Source organism: Streptococcus pluranimalium (genome assembly GCF_047785745.1).
Taxonomy (GTDB): Bacteria; Bacillota; Bacilli; order Lactobacillales; family Streptococcaceae; genus Streptococcus; species Streptococcus pluranimalium_B.
This window is the reverse complement of the sequence record NZ_JBLOJT010000035.1, coordinates 1-15,301: the sequence shown is the minus strand read 5'-3', so window position 1 is coordinate 15,301 and position 15,301 is coordinate 1. Positions and strand designations below refer to the sequence as shown.

The window sequence follows — 15,301 nt, the reverse complement described above, 5'->3', positions numbered from 1 at the left end:
TAGAAGAGAATTATTAAAGCTAATAAAACCAAAGGACGACGATCGTTCCAGCTCCTTCAAAAGGCGAATGAGATAGATAGCTGTCATATCATCACAACAAACAAAAGCATCTGCCTCAGCCAAATCTTCTAAAAAGCCATCAAGTCGCCTACCATCACTTTCATCCCCTCTTAAGTTAACAGCTAATCCTGACAACTCCTTCTCCGCCATCACCCTTTGATAACCTTCAAAACGGGACTCTTGAACTGTCTCACTCAAATCGGTAGAGATAAAAACTGGTTTTTGATAGCCCTTTTGGAAAAGGAAATCCGTCGCATCATAGCCAGCCTTAACATTATCTGTATCAACGAAGTAAGTCTTATCGTGAGACTTCGCTTCATCATGCCCAACGATAATGCAAGATGTATCATCATTTCCCCTAACCGCTTGATAGACAGGATCATCCTTTTTAGCATAAAGAAAAATAAACTTATCCACTCGACCACTCTGCATCAAAACCTGTACACTAGCCAGCAAGTCAGCTTCCGTTTTCCCAGTCGCCAAACTCACCATAAATCCTTGTTGGCTACAAACACCTGTAATCCCTTGAATAATCTGCATAAAGAAGGGATTGTTTCCAAGTATCTGAGGACTTTCTCTGACTGGCAAAACAATGGCAACAGTGTTCGAGCGCTGTTTGACTAGATTTTGCGCTGAGAAATTGGGGGAATAGTTTAACGCAATCATCGCCTGACGAACACGTTCTCTAGTGGCTGGGCTAATCATAGGATTATCATGAAGCGCTCTTGAGGCTGTAGAAGGCGAAACACCTGCAAGTTTGGCAACATCTTTTATGGTAACCATCAAAACCTCTTTCTTTTGAAACTCTCTATTTTCTGAAAATGTATCGTTTTTAGGATAGCGTTTTCAAAGGTGCTTGTCAACTTTTGAAAATAGAAATCACAGATATTTTAAAATTTGCAGAATACTCTGATAAAATCTAAGTAGTCATAAAAGTTAGACTTGAAACGCCGTCTAAAACCAGATTTAACAACTACTAACCTATCAGTCAGCTGAGACAAAAATATTTTAGTACCTAACGTCATCAGATCAAGTTATTCTGTCATAAGACATAATAAAAGAGAGGGAACTTCTGTTCTCCCTCTCCTATCCTATGATTGCCACAACTCTGTCGCAAAACTGACCGCTGATAGGGCATAAAGGGGGGCCGTCTCGGTTCGCATAATCCGAGGACCAAGGCCACATTTAAGAGCTCCTGCAGCCTCCAAAGCCTCAACTTCTTTGGGTGAGATACCACCTTCAGGTCCAAAGACAAAGAGAATCTTAGCTCCCTTTTGGCTGTCTTTTAATTCACGCACCAAGACAGCCATTTCACCCTCTTTAGCAGACTCTTCATAGGCGATGAAAATCGTATCAAAGTCACCCAAACAACGTAGAAAATCAGCTTTTTTCTCAAAGAGTTTGACCTCTGGCACACGATTGCGTTTGGATTGTTCTGCGGCACCTAGAGCGATTTTAGCTAATTTCTCTTCCTTTTTAGCTAATTTTTTGCCGTCCCATTTGACCACGGACCAGTCAGCTGGAAAGGCCCAGATAGCACTTGCTCCCAACTCTGTCGCTTTTTGCGTGACCAAATCAAGCTTATCCCCCTTTGGGAAACCTGATGCTATAGTGACCTGAACTGGTAATTCCACATCATCAAGCCATTTCTCGACCAGCTCAAACGAATGTTCCGAAGCATCCAAAACCTTGGCCAAACGCTTGATACCGTCATCAAAGACCAAAACAACCTCGTCATCCTCTGTCAAGCGCATGACGTTAAACATGTGCTTGATAGTATCTTTGTCGGTGATGGTAACAGGGTTTTCAGGCGCTCCTTTTATAAAATACTGCTGCATTTAGCCCCCAATCACACCGGAAATATCATCGGTTTTCTTGAAAATACAAGCATTCCACTCACCTTGAATCATGTGGATTTCAAGGAAGAAGCCAGCTTTCTCAGCACTTTCGCGAACCATATCCCACTTTTCAGCGATAATACCAGACATGATGAGATAGCCCTCATCCTTAACCAAGCGATAGGCATCGTCCGTCAAGTGAATGAGGATATCCGCCAAAATGTTGGCAACAATGACGTCTGCCTCGATGTCGACACCCTTCAAGAGGTCACCCGCTGCTACATGAATATTCTCCATGTTAGGGTTCATGTCGATATTTTCCTGCGCCACGCGTACCGCCACATCATCCAAATCGTAGGCGAAAATCTCCTTGGCACCAAGAAGGGAGCTCGCGATAGACAAAACGCCAGAACCTGTCCCCACATCAAGCACCGTCTCACCACCACGCAGCACCTGTTCCAAGGCAAAGAGACTCAGCTTAGTCGTTGGGTGAGTTCCCGTCCCAAAAGCCATACCCGGATCCAGCTTAATGACCTTCTCACCAGAGCTAGCCTCATAGTCCGTCCAAGATGGCACAATGGTCAAATCATGGGTGATACGAGCAGGCTCGTAGTATTTTTTCCAGTTGTCAGCCCAGTTTTCTTCGGCTAATTCTTTTGAATCCAGCGAGTAATCCCCAAGTGTCACCCCAGATTCAGCTAGTCTATCAAGAGCTGCTTGAAGGTCTTGGGTTACCGCAGCCATATCCATGGTGTCAGGATAATAAGCCGTAATCGCAATCATATCCGACTGCTCCACCTCAGGATAAAGCTCGCCGAAGCGGTCCTCCTGACCAATATAATCAGCCGAATCGCTAATCGCAACCCCCTGACTACCCGTTTCAATCAGGAGGTTAGACACCGCCTCCTCAGCCTCACGGTGAATAGTAATCGTTAATTCATTCCAAGTGTTCATATTATTCCTTTCATTCCTCATGGCTTTATTTTAAAAGGTTGTAGCCAAATTCATTTTTTATTTCAGTCCACCTCTCCGCAATTTCACCTTTTTGTTTTTCATATATTTTACTATCAAGCATTGTTTTCTGTGAAGATTTAAGTACCTCATACTCAATAACACAAGCCAATAGTGTGTGAATGTTAGTATCTTCACTTTTAAATTCTAAATAAAATTTTTCGTATAAATCTGATACTCGATTTTTATATACTATATTTGTTATTGTTCCTAGTATATATTGAGTTGAAAAAATTGTTTGAATAACAAATAGAAATACATTCAACTTTTCATCAGTTTTAATATCGAATAATATAACAATCGATATGATAAAAAATATAATATATATTATGAGTTTTATAATTTCTTTAAAGAGCATCCTCTCTAATATAATTTTTGTATATAGCATATTCTCAAAACTGTTGAAAACAAATTTGTTTAAGGAAGGGGAAATATCATTATCATAATAACCTACTATTTCTTCGCTTCGCAAAGCAACACCAAATGCTTGACCCATATTTCTCTCTAAATTACCTTTTTCAGCACTTGGAAAAATAAAATAATCTCTGATAAAGCTTGTAGCTATAGTTCCCAAAGTCACAATAATTTGTATAATAATCATTATTGAATTTTGAAAATCAATAAGCAAAAATGTTATTAAAAAGTTAATATAAAAAGTGACTTTTAATATTTTATCGAGTTTTTTTACTCTTAAATATAAGTCGGTGTTGTTCGTCTTAATCATCATCTAAATCCTCTCTATCAGGATAATCATTCGAGAAATTATCAACTTCACTAATTGGTACGGTATATGATAGTTGATCCAACTCGAGATTATTTATAATCGCACCATCTGATATTTGATATTTCTTCTTCATCCATGAAGAATTCCATAGTTGAAAATTATTGCTGTCTTTAAATTGACAAATTCTTGGTTTAAATAAAATTTCACTTCCTGCCACAATTGCTATTCTCTGAAGCCAAATCTCAACAATATCAGTATTCGATTTTCCTGAAAACTTTGCCAATATTTTTTCGAGTATCTCGAATACTCTCTCACTATCATCTCTTATGAAACTTAGTAACTTACTTATAATTACAATACAATGCTGAATTGACGTTGGATTTTCTCGCATTATTTGAGTAGTAATACTGATTAACTGTTCTAAATCGGTCGATTTTTTTGACATGTTATAAATTCGATATTTATATAAATCTGCCAAAGCTTTCTTTAATTGCCCACAATTTGGAAACTTTTTCCCTAAAATTTTTATTTGTAGTAAATGCTTTTGAATAGATATTTTATAATATGGCCTTTTAGCGAATTTCTGATCATAAAAATCATCAATTTGATCATCTTCATCATCTTGAATTTCTTTTATCAATTGTTTATATTCCTCTAATTTAGGAAAGTATCCTACAAATGTTTCATACTGTGTAGTCCAATATAATTTATCTGGCTTAATACCATCTAAAATAATATCGTCATACATATAGGATTTCGCAGAATTTATTTTCAGATTGATTTCATATAAGACTTCCGAAACAATACGCATAATCTTATTTGCTTTTTCTGAGCTATTCGACATGATTTTGTAGTCATCCCTATACCTAAAAATAAGATTATCTGACAATAAATTTGCTTTTTTTAATTGCTCATATAAACAGCTGTCTGCATAACCTAGAATAATTTCTGCAATAAAATCCATCAGTACACTCCCCTGTGGTATACCGCAAACATTATTTCCTTGCATAGTTTGAATTTTTGAATTTATTTTATAACCAAATAAATCCTTATTCAAAAGCGCTTCTTCTTTTCCGTGAAGCGCCCAAGCAATGGTGGGAGTATAAAATGAAGGATAACAGTCTGTCACATCCGTTTGAATACAATAATCATACTCCAATGCATTTTTTATTAACGATTGCTCTGAATTTACCCACCAATTTAGAACTGTGTCTCGTAATTCTTTGCCTTCTTGTCTAGGAGTTCTAGGCATGGAAATACATTTAATTATATGACCATGATTGCTATGGTTAGTCTTAAATTTATTAATAATATGGTTCCAATTACCTTCATCCGTAACAAGATTAACTAAATCAACATACAAAACCGGATGGATAATTTGAAGTTGTCTCCAAGCATACTTCCCATCTTTATTAACCATCAATTTATAGTTTAAATTTCTCTCAAACTCTAAAGACTTTCCCTCTCCTGTCAATTCTGATAAAGTGGCACTCTCCAAAAGTCTCTTCGCTTCCAATAGCACAGATTCAAAATCAAAATAACTTGGTAAATTACCTGAAAAATATGATTGTGGTTTTAAAAAAAATTCTCTAGCCTCTGAAGCAGTCATCTCCAGTATAGATTGATTATATTTCACGTATTACTCACCCTAATACCTCGGATACCCGTGCCATTCTTTTTCTTCCAAGTCTGCTCTGCCTTTTTCAAAGGCTTCTTGATCCCATTTTAGAGCGAATTCCGGGATGGTATCGTCTTGGAGGAAGTCCATGAGGTCGCTGAGGCCTTCTGTTGTTACTTCATTCAAGGTTTTAGCAAAATAGGCTAGAAATTCACGTGACAGACCTTTTTTAGGCTCATAAGGAATGGCTACCAGATAGTCTTCTGGATCAAACTTGCTTTTGACTGGATTGTAAAAAAGGACAAAGTCTTCAAAGACGATGTCTTCTTTAGATACTTCTGCCGCATCATCAATGACTTCAACCTCTGATTGGTTTTGCGCTTCTAAAACCACCACCACCTCAACAGCGTGATTTTTCTTGTCCCAGTCAATGGCAAAATCCACATCCAAATGCTTTTCCAACTCTTCCTCTAAAACCGATAAAAATCCGAACTTAGCCATGTCTTTCCTCACTCAAGAAGGATGTTAAAATCACTTCTCGTCTCATTATTTATAGTATAATAATTCTAACATAATTTAACCGAAGGAAAGCACAAAAAATGAAGATTCGCTACATGACACTGGATGATGTTGAGGATATCGTGTCTATTGAAAATAAAGTCTGGACTGCTGAATCAACACCTGCTCCTCTACCGATTTCAGATGCTAATAAAGTCATCGAAAAGTATGAGCAAAATACCAAATACTTAATCGCCGAAGACGAGGATGGTCTTGTGAAAGGTGTTTTGGACTTTCACACTTTCTATCCTTTTGAATCGGGAAAACACATCGTCACCTTTGGCATCGCTGTTGACCCTGATAAACGTAGTGAAGGCGTTGGACAGGCCTTGATTGACTATTTTTTCAAAGAAGCGCTAGCCGATAACTATCGCAAGGTCATCATCCATGTCCTCAGCACCAATCATCAAGCCGTGACATTCTATGAGGAACTAGGATTTACCCAAGAAGCCCGCCTCAAAGAAACCTTTCTCATCAACGGGGACTATGTGGATGACTTGATGTTTTCTTACGACTTGGAGGAGTTTAATGCCTGATAATTTAGCCCTACGCATGCGACCGCGCAATATTTCAGAAGTGATTGGACAAGAGCATCTGGTTGGCGAGGGAAAAATCATCCGTCGTATGGTGGAGGCTAACATGCTGTCTTCCATGATTCTCTATGGACCTCCCGGAATCGGAAAAACCTCTATTGCGAGTGCTATTGCTGGAACAACTCAGTATGCTTTTCGGACTTTTAATGCCACGGTCGATACTAAAAAACGCCTGCAAGAAATCGCCGAGGAAGCCAAGTTTTCTGGTGGTCTCGTCCTTCTTCTCGACGAGATTCATCGCCTTGATAAAACCAAGCAAGATTTCCTCCTGCCCCTTTTGGAAAATGGCAACATCATCATGATTGGTGCCACAACGGAGAACCCTTTCTTTTCAGTCACACCCGCTATTCGCTCCCGTGTTCAGATTTTTGAGCTGGAACCCTTGGACAATGATGACATCAAGTCAGCCATCCAAACAGCTATCTCTGACAAGGAGCGAGGCTTCGCGTTCAACGTACATTTGGATAGCGCAGCCTTGGACTTTATCGCTACAGCTACTAACGGAGATCTACGCTCTGCCTACAATTCCTTAGACCTGGCTGTCATGTCGACACAGGAAGAAGCTGACGGGAGTCGTCATATCACCCTAGACACGGTCGAAAATAGTTTGCAGCGCAGCTATATTACCATGGATAAGGACGGGGACGGCCACTATGACGTGCTGTCTGCCCTGCAAAAGTCTATCCGTGGCTCTGATGTCAACGCCAGTCTCCATTATGCGGCTCGTCTGGTTGAAGCTGAGGATTTGCCGAGTTTGGCGCGCCGTTTGACGGTGATTGCTTACGAGGATATTGGTTTGGCCAATCCTGAAGCTCAAATCCACACCGTGACAGCCTTGGAAGCTGCACAGCGGATTGGGTTCCCCGAAGCGAGAATCTTGATTGCTAACGTCGTTATTGACTTAGCTCTTTCACCCAAGTCTAATTCGGCTTATGTGGCTATGGATGCTGCCCTAGCTGACCTTCGTACATCTGGGAATTTACCTATCCCGAGACACCTCCGAGACGGCCACTACGCTGGTAGTAAAGAACTGGGAAATGCCCAAGATTATAAGTATCCTCATGCCTACCCAGAGAAATGGGTTAAGCAACAATACCTACCAGACAAGCTCAAAAATGCCAATTATTTTGACGCCAACGAAACTGGAAAATACGAACGTGCCCTAGGAGCTAACAAAAATCGTATCGACAAGTTATCTAAGTAACAATAGAAAACGATTTCAAAAAAATGATGATTTTCCCTTGAAATTTAAAAATAAAGTGGTATCATAAGAGTATAGAAAGACATTGCTGTGGTATACGAATTCACATCTAAGTATTGACCGACTAATTCTTTGTATTTTCGGGAGACGAAAGATTCTTGACAGCATGCAGGCCGTTTACACGCGGAAGCAGCTAAAGTCAAGAACGAGTCACCCACCTGCTTGATTGTGCGGGTTCAATACAAGCCGTGGATCACCGGTACCAATACAGCTTTTTCTTTTATGCCTCCTTAGCTCAGTTGGTAGAGCAGTGGACTCTTAATCCATGGGTCACAGGTTCGAGCCCTGTAGGGGGCATCTAACTCAACAGCAAAAAGCCTTTGTTTAAAGGCTTTTTGCTTGTTCTAAAATCAATTTGTTGCGAAATTTGTTGCGATTTTATAATAAATGTTTAACAGCTAGAAATTCCTCATCAATTTTTTCTTGTAAGGTATGTCCGTAAACTTCAACTAGCATAGAAATATCTTTATGTCCTAATATTTTTGCAATAACACCAAGGTCAATCCCATTATGCCAAAGATAGCTACCATAAGTATGGCGTGCACCTTTTGTTGTGATAATGGGGTAAATATCAAGTTCAGTAAGCATTATTTTCATAGCTTTATTAACAGTTGCAATATCTGGTACACCCTTTTCATAACCAAAATGTTGGAAGACCATATTATCTGGATTTGTTATACCTAACTCTTTGTTGGTTCTAGTTTGATATTTTTTTAAACTTTTTAAAATATCCACCAGTTCCCTTGTAATCGGAACTTTTCGGATTGATGATTTATTCTTAGGTGGCGTAAACTTATGAATCAAGGTATTGTATCGTCTATAGGTACTAATCATTTCCCTTTTATAATCAATATCTTGCCATGTTAAAGCTATCAATTCTGAATACCTCATACCTGTTTTAAAGAGAAAATAAATGACATAAGGAACAATTGACTTATGATAATCCCATTTTTCTTTCAAATACCTTAGAACCGTTAAATAATCTAGCTCTGTATGTAAATATTTATCCGAACTATCTTGTCCTTGTTTTGATGAAAATAATTCTACAGAAGCTGTAAAATCCTCTATAAATACCTTGTCTGCAATTGCCATTTTAATACAAGCTCTGATATTACTATTCAAGCGCCCTAAATGGTTTCTAGAAACGGTTTGACCATAAGCATTCATAATTCTTTGGTATTCGCTGGCTCTAATCTTTGAAACAGGCTTACTACCAAACAATCGAATAACAGTTTTCTTACGCATTAGATATTTATCTTTGGTTTGCTGACTTTTATCGCTCGGTAAAATTTTCAAATCTAACCACTCTTGATATAATTCAGGTAGAGTCATGTCAGGTCGCAGAACACTTCCAGTATTAATCTTATGTAATATCCTCTCCGCAACTAATTTGGCTTCTTTCTTGGTTTTAAATCCACTCTTATAATCAAGACTCTTATTTCCTTCACGAATGGTATATGACCATAAACGTTTTTCCCACGTTGATTGTATGCGATATAAGCCATCTTATAGCTCCATTCCTAAAACCTCAGAGACAACACTTTTTGGAACAACCATCAATCGTTTACGTTCATAAAAGGTATATCCACGAGAAACTAGTAATTCTCTAGCTTCATGAATAATAGCGTCTGCAGTAGCCTTGCGATAACCAAGTTGAACTAATTCTTTATTTGAAATCGTACTTTGAATTTCCATCACAATTTTCTCTCTTTCTATGGTATAATAATCGTAGTTAATTTATGAATGACGACTTACTATGGCGGTGAGTCGTCTTTTTCAATGCCCCAATGGTAAGCACTTTGCTGTTCTCGGATATATTGTGTAATATCCTTCTCATCATTATCTGTCAACTTTGACAAGCCTTTTTGAATCAGGTGTTGTAAGTATTTATCTGCTTGTTTACCATCATAAGCCTCATATTTAGCAATATAAAGTTTTGCCAAGGTCTTAGCAACTTGTTTCTCTGTCCATGCTTCTGATTGCTTCAAGGTTGGCTTAGTTCTTTTGACGCTCAATATCGTTTTTCCTGCCGTGCCGATATAATCTAGCCACCATTTGACAGATTGACGGCGCCGTTTATTACTATCTGTCCCATTTGGAGTAACAAAGCGATAATGTCCATTGATAGCTTCAAAGTAGATAGCAACTAAAGGACGTTGTAAGGATATCTGATAAGAAATGATGTTAGCTTTCTCTTGCCAGCACCTCAATTCTGCTCTCACCCAATACTGTTTCTCTAGGACTGGTTTTCCTTTTCCCTCTTGTTCCATAAGCTTATTGTAAATGCACCACTGTTGGTTTCCTCGTGAACCAATGGCAACTGTTTCACCAACTCTTTCTCCTGTTTCTAAGACACCTTTTTCATGGTAATCAAAGTATTGTGCTCTAGAGATACATAAGCCACGTTTACAATAAGCATAGATTACTGGAACAGATATAGAGCGGTCATAAATATCATTAGCAATATCAATCCGCGTAAAATTGACAGAATATGTGTATAAGCGCTGAATAAGGCTTACCCAGTTATTTTCATTTCCACATAGAAATTCTTCATACTGACGGCATCCATGCCCTTTTAGTTCGATATAAATTCCCATATTGCTTTGCCAATTCTTATTAAAGTAAACCTTGATATCAGAACAAGCATAATGTCTCTGATACTTATTGATTCCCCAATCATTTAGAGAGAAGTTATCAAGAGGTATTGCTAAAATATTCTCAATAACTTCTTTTGGGGAGACCTGTTTAACCGTGACAGCTAAGTAGTCAATTCTCACGCTGTTGGTCATGGCCAATCTCCTAGGACTTTAATATCAGTAGCAACTAGCTTCACACCAGCCCAACCTCGACGAGATATATGCCACATCAAGCGTACTTGGGGATTAACGGGTTCCACAGTCTTATCAATAAGCCCATCATTTTTAGCTAATTTCACGACTTTATCAAGGTTATCATGGATTTCAAGAGTGATTGCTTTTAAATCTTCAACACTAATCCCCATTTCTTTTAGGGCTTTTACCTTGTCTGCGTCTTGGATTTGGCAAGTAACTTTGGCAATTTGGTCAGTGGAGACAGATTCTCCGTTAATAGTCTCATGCACATAATTCACTCTGGCAGAAAGAATACTTGCTTTTTTAGGTAGGGCAAATTGACTTTTATCAAGGTTCAATTCACCAAGTTTGACGCTGCTATCTGTTAAATTGTAAGTCATCTATTTATCTCCTTCTTGTAGATAAGCGGGGTATCTTTTCTAAACGTACACAATTTTTCCTATCAACCTTAATCTCCCAAGGGATTACAGCGTTTAGTTGAACTAATTTACCATACCCCCAGACGTATCAAGGGATTAAGACACATTTCATGTACGTTCGTACCCCCTATTAGTATTGGGGTAACAATATTACTAAGAAAGTTTCAACCGTAGTGCACCTTAGCGACTTCATGGGCTACCGTGTTACCCACTCGCCCATAGTCGCTGGTGCGCTCCGTCCTTACTTTCCAAATAGTGTTCGCTTCTTTGGGATTTCCAAGTTCTGTAGTCGTCTCTCCATGCTCTCTAGTTTAAGGGCTAATTGTTTATTTTCACTGATAAACTGATTAAGTTTATCAGATAAATACTCTATTTGAGACGATGCCTCTTTTAACTGGACAGCTAATGGTTTCGGAGAAGCTCTACTCGGGGCATAAGCTTTTAAGATTGCCTTATCTAATCCCAGCTCATTTTTTAAATTCGCAATCATCTGAAGCTTATAGAGGTCACCATCATCAAAGAGAAATACCTTACTATATGACTTTCTGCCAGTTCTAACTCGTGCCTCTTTGAACTGATAATCTGTTAGTCGTTCAATCTTTAATCGCCATTTCTTTAAAGTTGAGATAGAATTAAGCCCATCAATCTTTTCAACAACTTCTTGATAATCCGACCATCTCATTATTTTACTCCATTTTTATTTATTATTATTTATTTTTTTTTATTTATTTAAATTATAACTTATTCAATTGTGCTTGTCAAACATTTTTATATATTTAAATAAATAAAAATGTTATAATATAAATAAAAATTTACAAAGAGGTTGATACTATGATTGAAAACTTTGCACCTAATTTGATAAGATTAAGAAAAGAAAAAAAGCTATCTCAAAAAGAATTAGCTCAAGAACTTGGAATTTCTGCTCAAACCATTTCTAATATTGAAAATCAAACAGCCTATCCTACATTTGCTAATTTTGAAAAAATCGCTATATTTTTTAACGCAACCCCAAATGAATTGCTTGGTTCAAGTCGAGACATTGAAGTAGAGAAAAGCATCTACGAAACAGATGAATATGTTGAAAAAGCGAATGATATTCTTAATTCCGTAAGAACCTTTCGTACATTTTCTAAAGACTTACAGGATTATAACAATCCTGACTCCTATACTTACTCTATTGTCAATAATTTGAGTAGCCTATTAAAAAAAGAGCCCATCTTGGACCCCACAACAAACAACCAACTTTACAAACATATTCCAACTGGAAAAATTGTTAGAGCAGAAGATAAAGTAGGAAGTGAGTTCGACTATCAGCTGGCATTTCAACCAAGTCAGATTGAATATCTCATTAGTTTAAGTGAACAAATCACTGACCTTTACCAAAAGATGCAATATATTGAAAGAACACAAGATTTACTCAATAATCAACCTTTTAACCAATGATAGTAATTCTTTATTTTCGAATATGATTAGCATACAAAAAACGTAGTTATTATTCGTAATACTAATTAAACTTGCTTTACAAATCTATATCTAATTGAACAAATTCATAATTATTTTTCTAGTAGTTTACCAAGTACTTGAAAAACGTTATTTTTTACAATGAAACTATGATATGAATTAATGGAGGCACCAGTAAATACTTATTATGAAGTATAGAATATTAGAAAAAGTATGTAGCTTTAAGTATTTACCTACTTCTTCTTCATAAAATCAATGTAGCACAACCATGTAATCGCTTGCTATTTATAACTGAGTAATGATATACTATGAGTGAGGTTTAATCATGTGAAAAATGCTTTATTTAGGAGGTGGTAATATAAAAAAGTTTTTAACTATAGATCATTCAAGATTTCTATTTTCATTAGAGAAGGTGGATTATTATGAAAAAAACAGTTTATTTTTTACTATCTATATCTATGTTTTTGGGACTTTTTATTACTAATTCTATAAAAGCAGACTCCCTATCTTCAAATGAACAAGCTCCGCTTTTCGAACAGGTTGAACAGGCTAATCCAGAAGGAAATAAAACTACCTTTACTGATTCAGGATATAAAACAATCCAAATTACGGATAATAATGGTAATATCATTGTTGCCAAAATAGAAAACTTAGCAACTGGGGACTATATAACCTCTACATCTTCCCAAGGACAAGCAATTATTGAAAAAGGAACTCTCTTAAATGGAGAAACAACAATCTCTCGAGAAACTTTTGATTTAGTGAGTGTTTCTGAAAAATTACCTAATGAATCATCGACTTTTAGAGCTGCAGTTCCATCATGGATGTATGGTCCATGGCAATATACAGGAATTGCAGTTGGAAAGAACGTATTTGCTGCAACAGTAGGATTACCAACTTCAGCATTAATTACTTATGTTGCATCAATTTTTGGTATAACCCCTAATAATGTTAGTTGGATGCTTAGCTACATGGGAGCTTATGGAATCAGTGGATCAGCTCTTGCAGACTTCTTGGATACAAATAAAAACGGATGGATTGGTTTACACTACAGGAAAGTTTATTCTTCACCTAAAGTCTTCTCAGGAAACCAACATAGGACATACTAAAATGTTGATATTGAAACGTAGTTTTGAAATCTTTGGTAGCCTGTCTCTCTCATATTGGATTATTGGTTCCTTACTCAACTTAAAAGCTTTTGTAATTCATACTTTCATTATTGGTTTAACTCTATCACTTATTTTCCTAAGTACTAAAAAACATTCTTGGAAAACTTGGATAATAGCATTCCTAATGTCTTACATCCCAATAAAAATTTTTTCTAGCTTTAATCTAGAATCCATTAGGATTTCCACTGGGAAATTTGGTGTTTTATTTTTTATATTTTTAATTTCATGGTTAATGCTTAAATATTGTTACATAAAAACTAAAAATTAAAAAACAATACTTCTAACACTCATGATTAGCCTCGTTTTAAGAGAAAATTTTAATAACATAATTCCACAAAATTGTTGCGAATTTGTTGCGAAACATAAAAAATCTAGCTTATTTAATAAAATTTAGAATTATAAAACCCTATTAAATCAACTATTTATGCTCCTGCATAATAAGCTGGCTACATGTAGGGGGTATAAACTATACATGAAAAAAACTTTGTTTAAAGGCTTTTTTGCTTGTTTCATAACTAATCGGCTTAATTAAAAGCGTCAATCCACTTTTAGTATCATGTCTCAATTTTCATTTGATAGTCAGCAAGTATATCTACAAAATTGTTAATGATTATTTCTTTTGAAAGTGTTATATTAAAACATAATAAAATAATAACTCCTGAAAAGAGGCTATTTATGAAAAAAACAAAACTTATTTTTTCTTTTACTTCAATATTCATTGCAATAATTTCTCGTCCTGTGTTTGGATTAGAAGTAGATAATAATTCCCTTCTAAGGCATATCTATAGTACGATTGTGTATGAATATTCAGATACAGTAATTGATTTTAAAACCAGTCATAACTTAGTGACTAAGAAACTTGATGTTAGAGATGCTAGAGATTTTTTTATTAACTCCGAAATAGACGAATATGCAGCCAATGATTTTAAAGCTGGAGATAAAATAGCTGTGTTCTCCGTCCCATTTGATTGGAACTACTTGTCAGAAGGAAAAGTCACAGCATATACGTACGGCGGAATAACACCCTACCAAAAAACTTCAATACCTAAAAATATCCCTGTTAATTTATGGATTAATGGAAAGCAGATCTCTGTTCCTTACAACGAAATATCAACTAACAAAACAACAGTTACAGCTCAAGAAATTGATCTAAAGGTTAGAAAATTTTTAATATCACAACATCAATTATATTCTTCTGGTTCTAGCTACAAAAGTGGTAAATTAGTTTTTCATACAAATGATGATTCAGATAAATATTCTCTCGATCTTTTCTATGTAGGATATAGAGATAAAGAAAGTATTTTTAAAGTATACAAAGACAATAAATCTTTCAATATAGATAAAATTGGGCATTTAGATATAGAAATTGACTCCTAATTCAATTTTTCAATATAACTTTTATACAATAAGCTATTCCAAATAGATTGAATCCTCTAAAAAGTAAGTATGTTCTTTTTTTATATCACTTAGGTTTTGTTCTAAATTTGTTCTAGAATGCTATACTTTCTATATTAATTTTAAAAAACAAAAATTGATAAATTCCTTGATACTACTAGCCATTTTTGTTTATAAATTTTCTTTATTATGCTTTTTCTACTTGTAGGGGGCATCTAACTATACATAGAAAAGAGGCTGGGCAAAAACTAGCTTCAAAATAAAACTACACAGTGATTTCCGTCTCGAAAACAATCAAGATGAAAGAATCGCTGTGTGGTTTTTGAGTATTTGAAGTTTTTGAGCCTAGATTCTTGGCCAATG

15 protein-coding genes, 1 tRNA gene, 1 other RNA gene and 1 pseudogene are annotated in these 15,301 nt (G+C 36.2%); 7 read left to right on the top strand and 11 right to left on the bottom strand.

The genetic code is table 11. From position 1 onward, the window contains the following. The 6 genes from ACMZ6U_RS05465 to ACMZ6U_RS05440 form a co-directional block, all read right to left on the bottom strand. The coding region (locus tag ACMZ6U_RS05465) for a LacI family DNA-binding transcriptional regulator (RefSeq protein WP_416106934.1) at positions 1-843 on the bottom strand (843 nt) is incomplete at its 3' end. A gap of 308 nt (positions 844-1,151) precedes the next feature. Beyond that, positions 1,152-1,898, bottom strand: a complete 747-nt coding sequence (locus ACMZ6U_RS05460; protein ID WP_416106933.1) for a 16S rRNA (uracil(1498)-N(3))-methyltransferase — start codon at positions 1,896-1,898, stop codon at positions 1,152-1,154. Next, on the bottom strand, positions 1,899-2,852 hold the full coding sequence (gene prmA / locus ACMZ6U_RS05455) for a 50S ribosomal protein L11 methyltransferase (protein ID WP_416106931.1): 954 nt from the start codon (positions 2,850-2,852) through the stop codon (positions 1,899-1,901). Positions 2,853-2,877: 25 nt separating this feature from the next. Further along, positions 2,878-3,636 carry a hypothetical protein gene (locus tag ACMZ6U_RS05450; RefSeq protein ID WP_416106930.1) on the bottom strand — a complete coding sequence of 253 codons (759 nt, stop codon included), beginning with the start codon at positions 3,634-3,636 and terminating at the stop codon, positions 2,878-2,880. Then, a complete protein-coding gene (locus ACMZ6U_RS05445; RefSeq protein WP_416106928.1) occupies positions 3,626-5,269 on the bottom strand; it encodes an RNA-directed DNA polymerase in 1,644 nt (547 codons plus the stop codon). Before ACMZ6U_RS05445 ends, ACMZ6U_RS05450 begins: the two co-directional genes overlap by 11 nt. A gap of 12 nt (positions 5,270-5,281) precedes the next feature. Beyond that, complete coding sequence (locus ACMZ6U_RS05440; protein ID WP_416106926.1) at positions 5,282-5,752, bottom strand: DUF3013 family protein; 471 nt, start codon at positions 5,750-5,752, stop codon at positions 5,282-5,284. A gap of 98 nt (positions 5,753-5,850) precedes the next feature. Here ACMZ6U_RS05440 and ACMZ6U_RS05435 point away from each other — a divergent pair, with 98 nt between their 5' ends. From ACMZ6U_RS05435 to ACMZ6U_RS05420, 4 genes are all read left to right on the top strand, one after another. Next, positions 5,851-6,345 (top strand): GNAT family N-acetyltransferase, encoded by a 495-nt coding sequence (locus ACMZ6U_RS05435; protein ID WP_416106924.1) that lies wholly within the window; start codon positions 5,851-5,853, stop codon positions 6,343-6,345. Further along, positions 6,338-7,606: a replication-associated recombination protein A gene (locus ACMZ6U_RS05430; protein WP_416106923.1), complete on the top strand. Its 1,269-nt coding sequence runs from the start codon at positions 6,338-6,340 to the stop codon at positions 7,604-7,606. Before ACMZ6U_RS05435 ends, ACMZ6U_RS05430 begins: the two co-directional genes overlap by 8 nt. A 79-nt stretch (positions 7,607-7,685) precedes the next feature. Next, positions 7,686-7,881: non-coding RNA, 6S RNA (gene ssrS / locus ACMZ6U_RS05425), on the top strand. A 6-nt stretch (positions 7,882-7,887) separates the two neighbouring features. Then, a tRNA-Lys gene (locus ACMZ6U_RS05420) sits at positions 7,888-7,960 on the top strand. 81 nt (positions 7,961-8,041) lie between these two features. Here ACMZ6U_RS05420 and ACMZ6U_RS05415 read toward each other — a convergent pair. The 5 genes and pseudogenes from ACMZ6U_RS05415 to ACMZ6U_RS05395 form a co-directional block, all read right to left on the bottom strand. Continuing rightward, positions 8,042-9,168, bottom strand: a pseudogene (locus ACMZ6U_RS05415) (tyrosine-type recombinase/integrase). Between the two features lies 1 nt (position 9,169). Beyond that, on the bottom strand, positions 9,170-9,358 hold the full coding sequence (locus tag ACMZ6U_RS05410; RefSeq protein ID WP_416106921.1) for a DUF3173 domain-containing protein: 189 nt from the start codon (positions 9,356-9,358) through the stop codon (positions 9,170-9,172). Positions 9,359-9,417: 59 nt separating this feature from the next. Continuing rightward, positions 9,418-10,452 (bottom strand): replication initiation factor domain-containing protein, encoded by a 1,035-nt coding sequence (locus ACMZ6U_RS05405; protein ID WP_416106919.1) that lies wholly within the window; start codon positions 10,450-10,452, stop codon positions 9,418-9,420. Further along, positions 10,449-10,874 (bottom strand): hypothetical protein, encoded by a 426-nt coding sequence (locus tag ACMZ6U_RS05400; protein ID WP_416106918.1) that lies wholly within the window; start codon positions 10,872-10,874, stop codon positions 10,449-10,451. The genes ACMZ6U_RS05405 and ACMZ6U_RS05400 overlap by 4 nt, the downstream gene beginning before the upstream one ends. Positions 10,875-11,154: 280 nt before the next feature. Further along, positions 11,155-11,595, bottom strand: a complete 441-nt coding sequence (locus tag ACMZ6U_RS05395) for a hypothetical protein (protein WP_416106917.1) — start codon at positions 11,593-11,595, stop codon at positions 11,155-11,157. A gap of 149 nt (positions 11,596-11,744) precedes the next feature. Between ACMZ6U_RS05395 and ACMZ6U_RS05390 the strand changes: the two genes are divergently transcribed. The 3 genes from ACMZ6U_RS05390 (at position 11,745) to ACMZ6U_RS05380 (ending at position 14,920) form a co-directional block, all read left to right on the top strand. Then, complete coding sequence (locus tag ACMZ6U_RS05390; protein WP_416106915.1) at positions 11,745-12,356, top strand: helix-turn-helix domain-containing protein; 612 nt, start codon at positions 11,745-11,747, stop codon at positions 12,354-12,356. Positions 12,357-12,796: 440 nt separating this feature from the next. Next, positions 12,797-13,483: a hypothetical protein gene (locus ACMZ6U_RS05385; RefSeq protein WP_416106913.1), complete on the top strand. Its 687-nt coding sequence runs from the start codon at positions 12,797-12,799 to the stop codon at positions 13,481-13,483. 735 nt (positions 13,484-14,218) lie between these two features. After that, the gene (locus ACMZ6U_RS05380) at positions 14,219-14,920 is read left to right on the top strand and encodes an exotoxin beta-grasp domain-containing protein (RefSeq protein ID WP_416106911.1); all 702 of its coding nucleotides are present in this window, start codon (positions 14,219-14,221) and stop codon (positions 14,918-14,920) included. Positions 14,921-15,301: the final 381 nt, after the last annotated feature.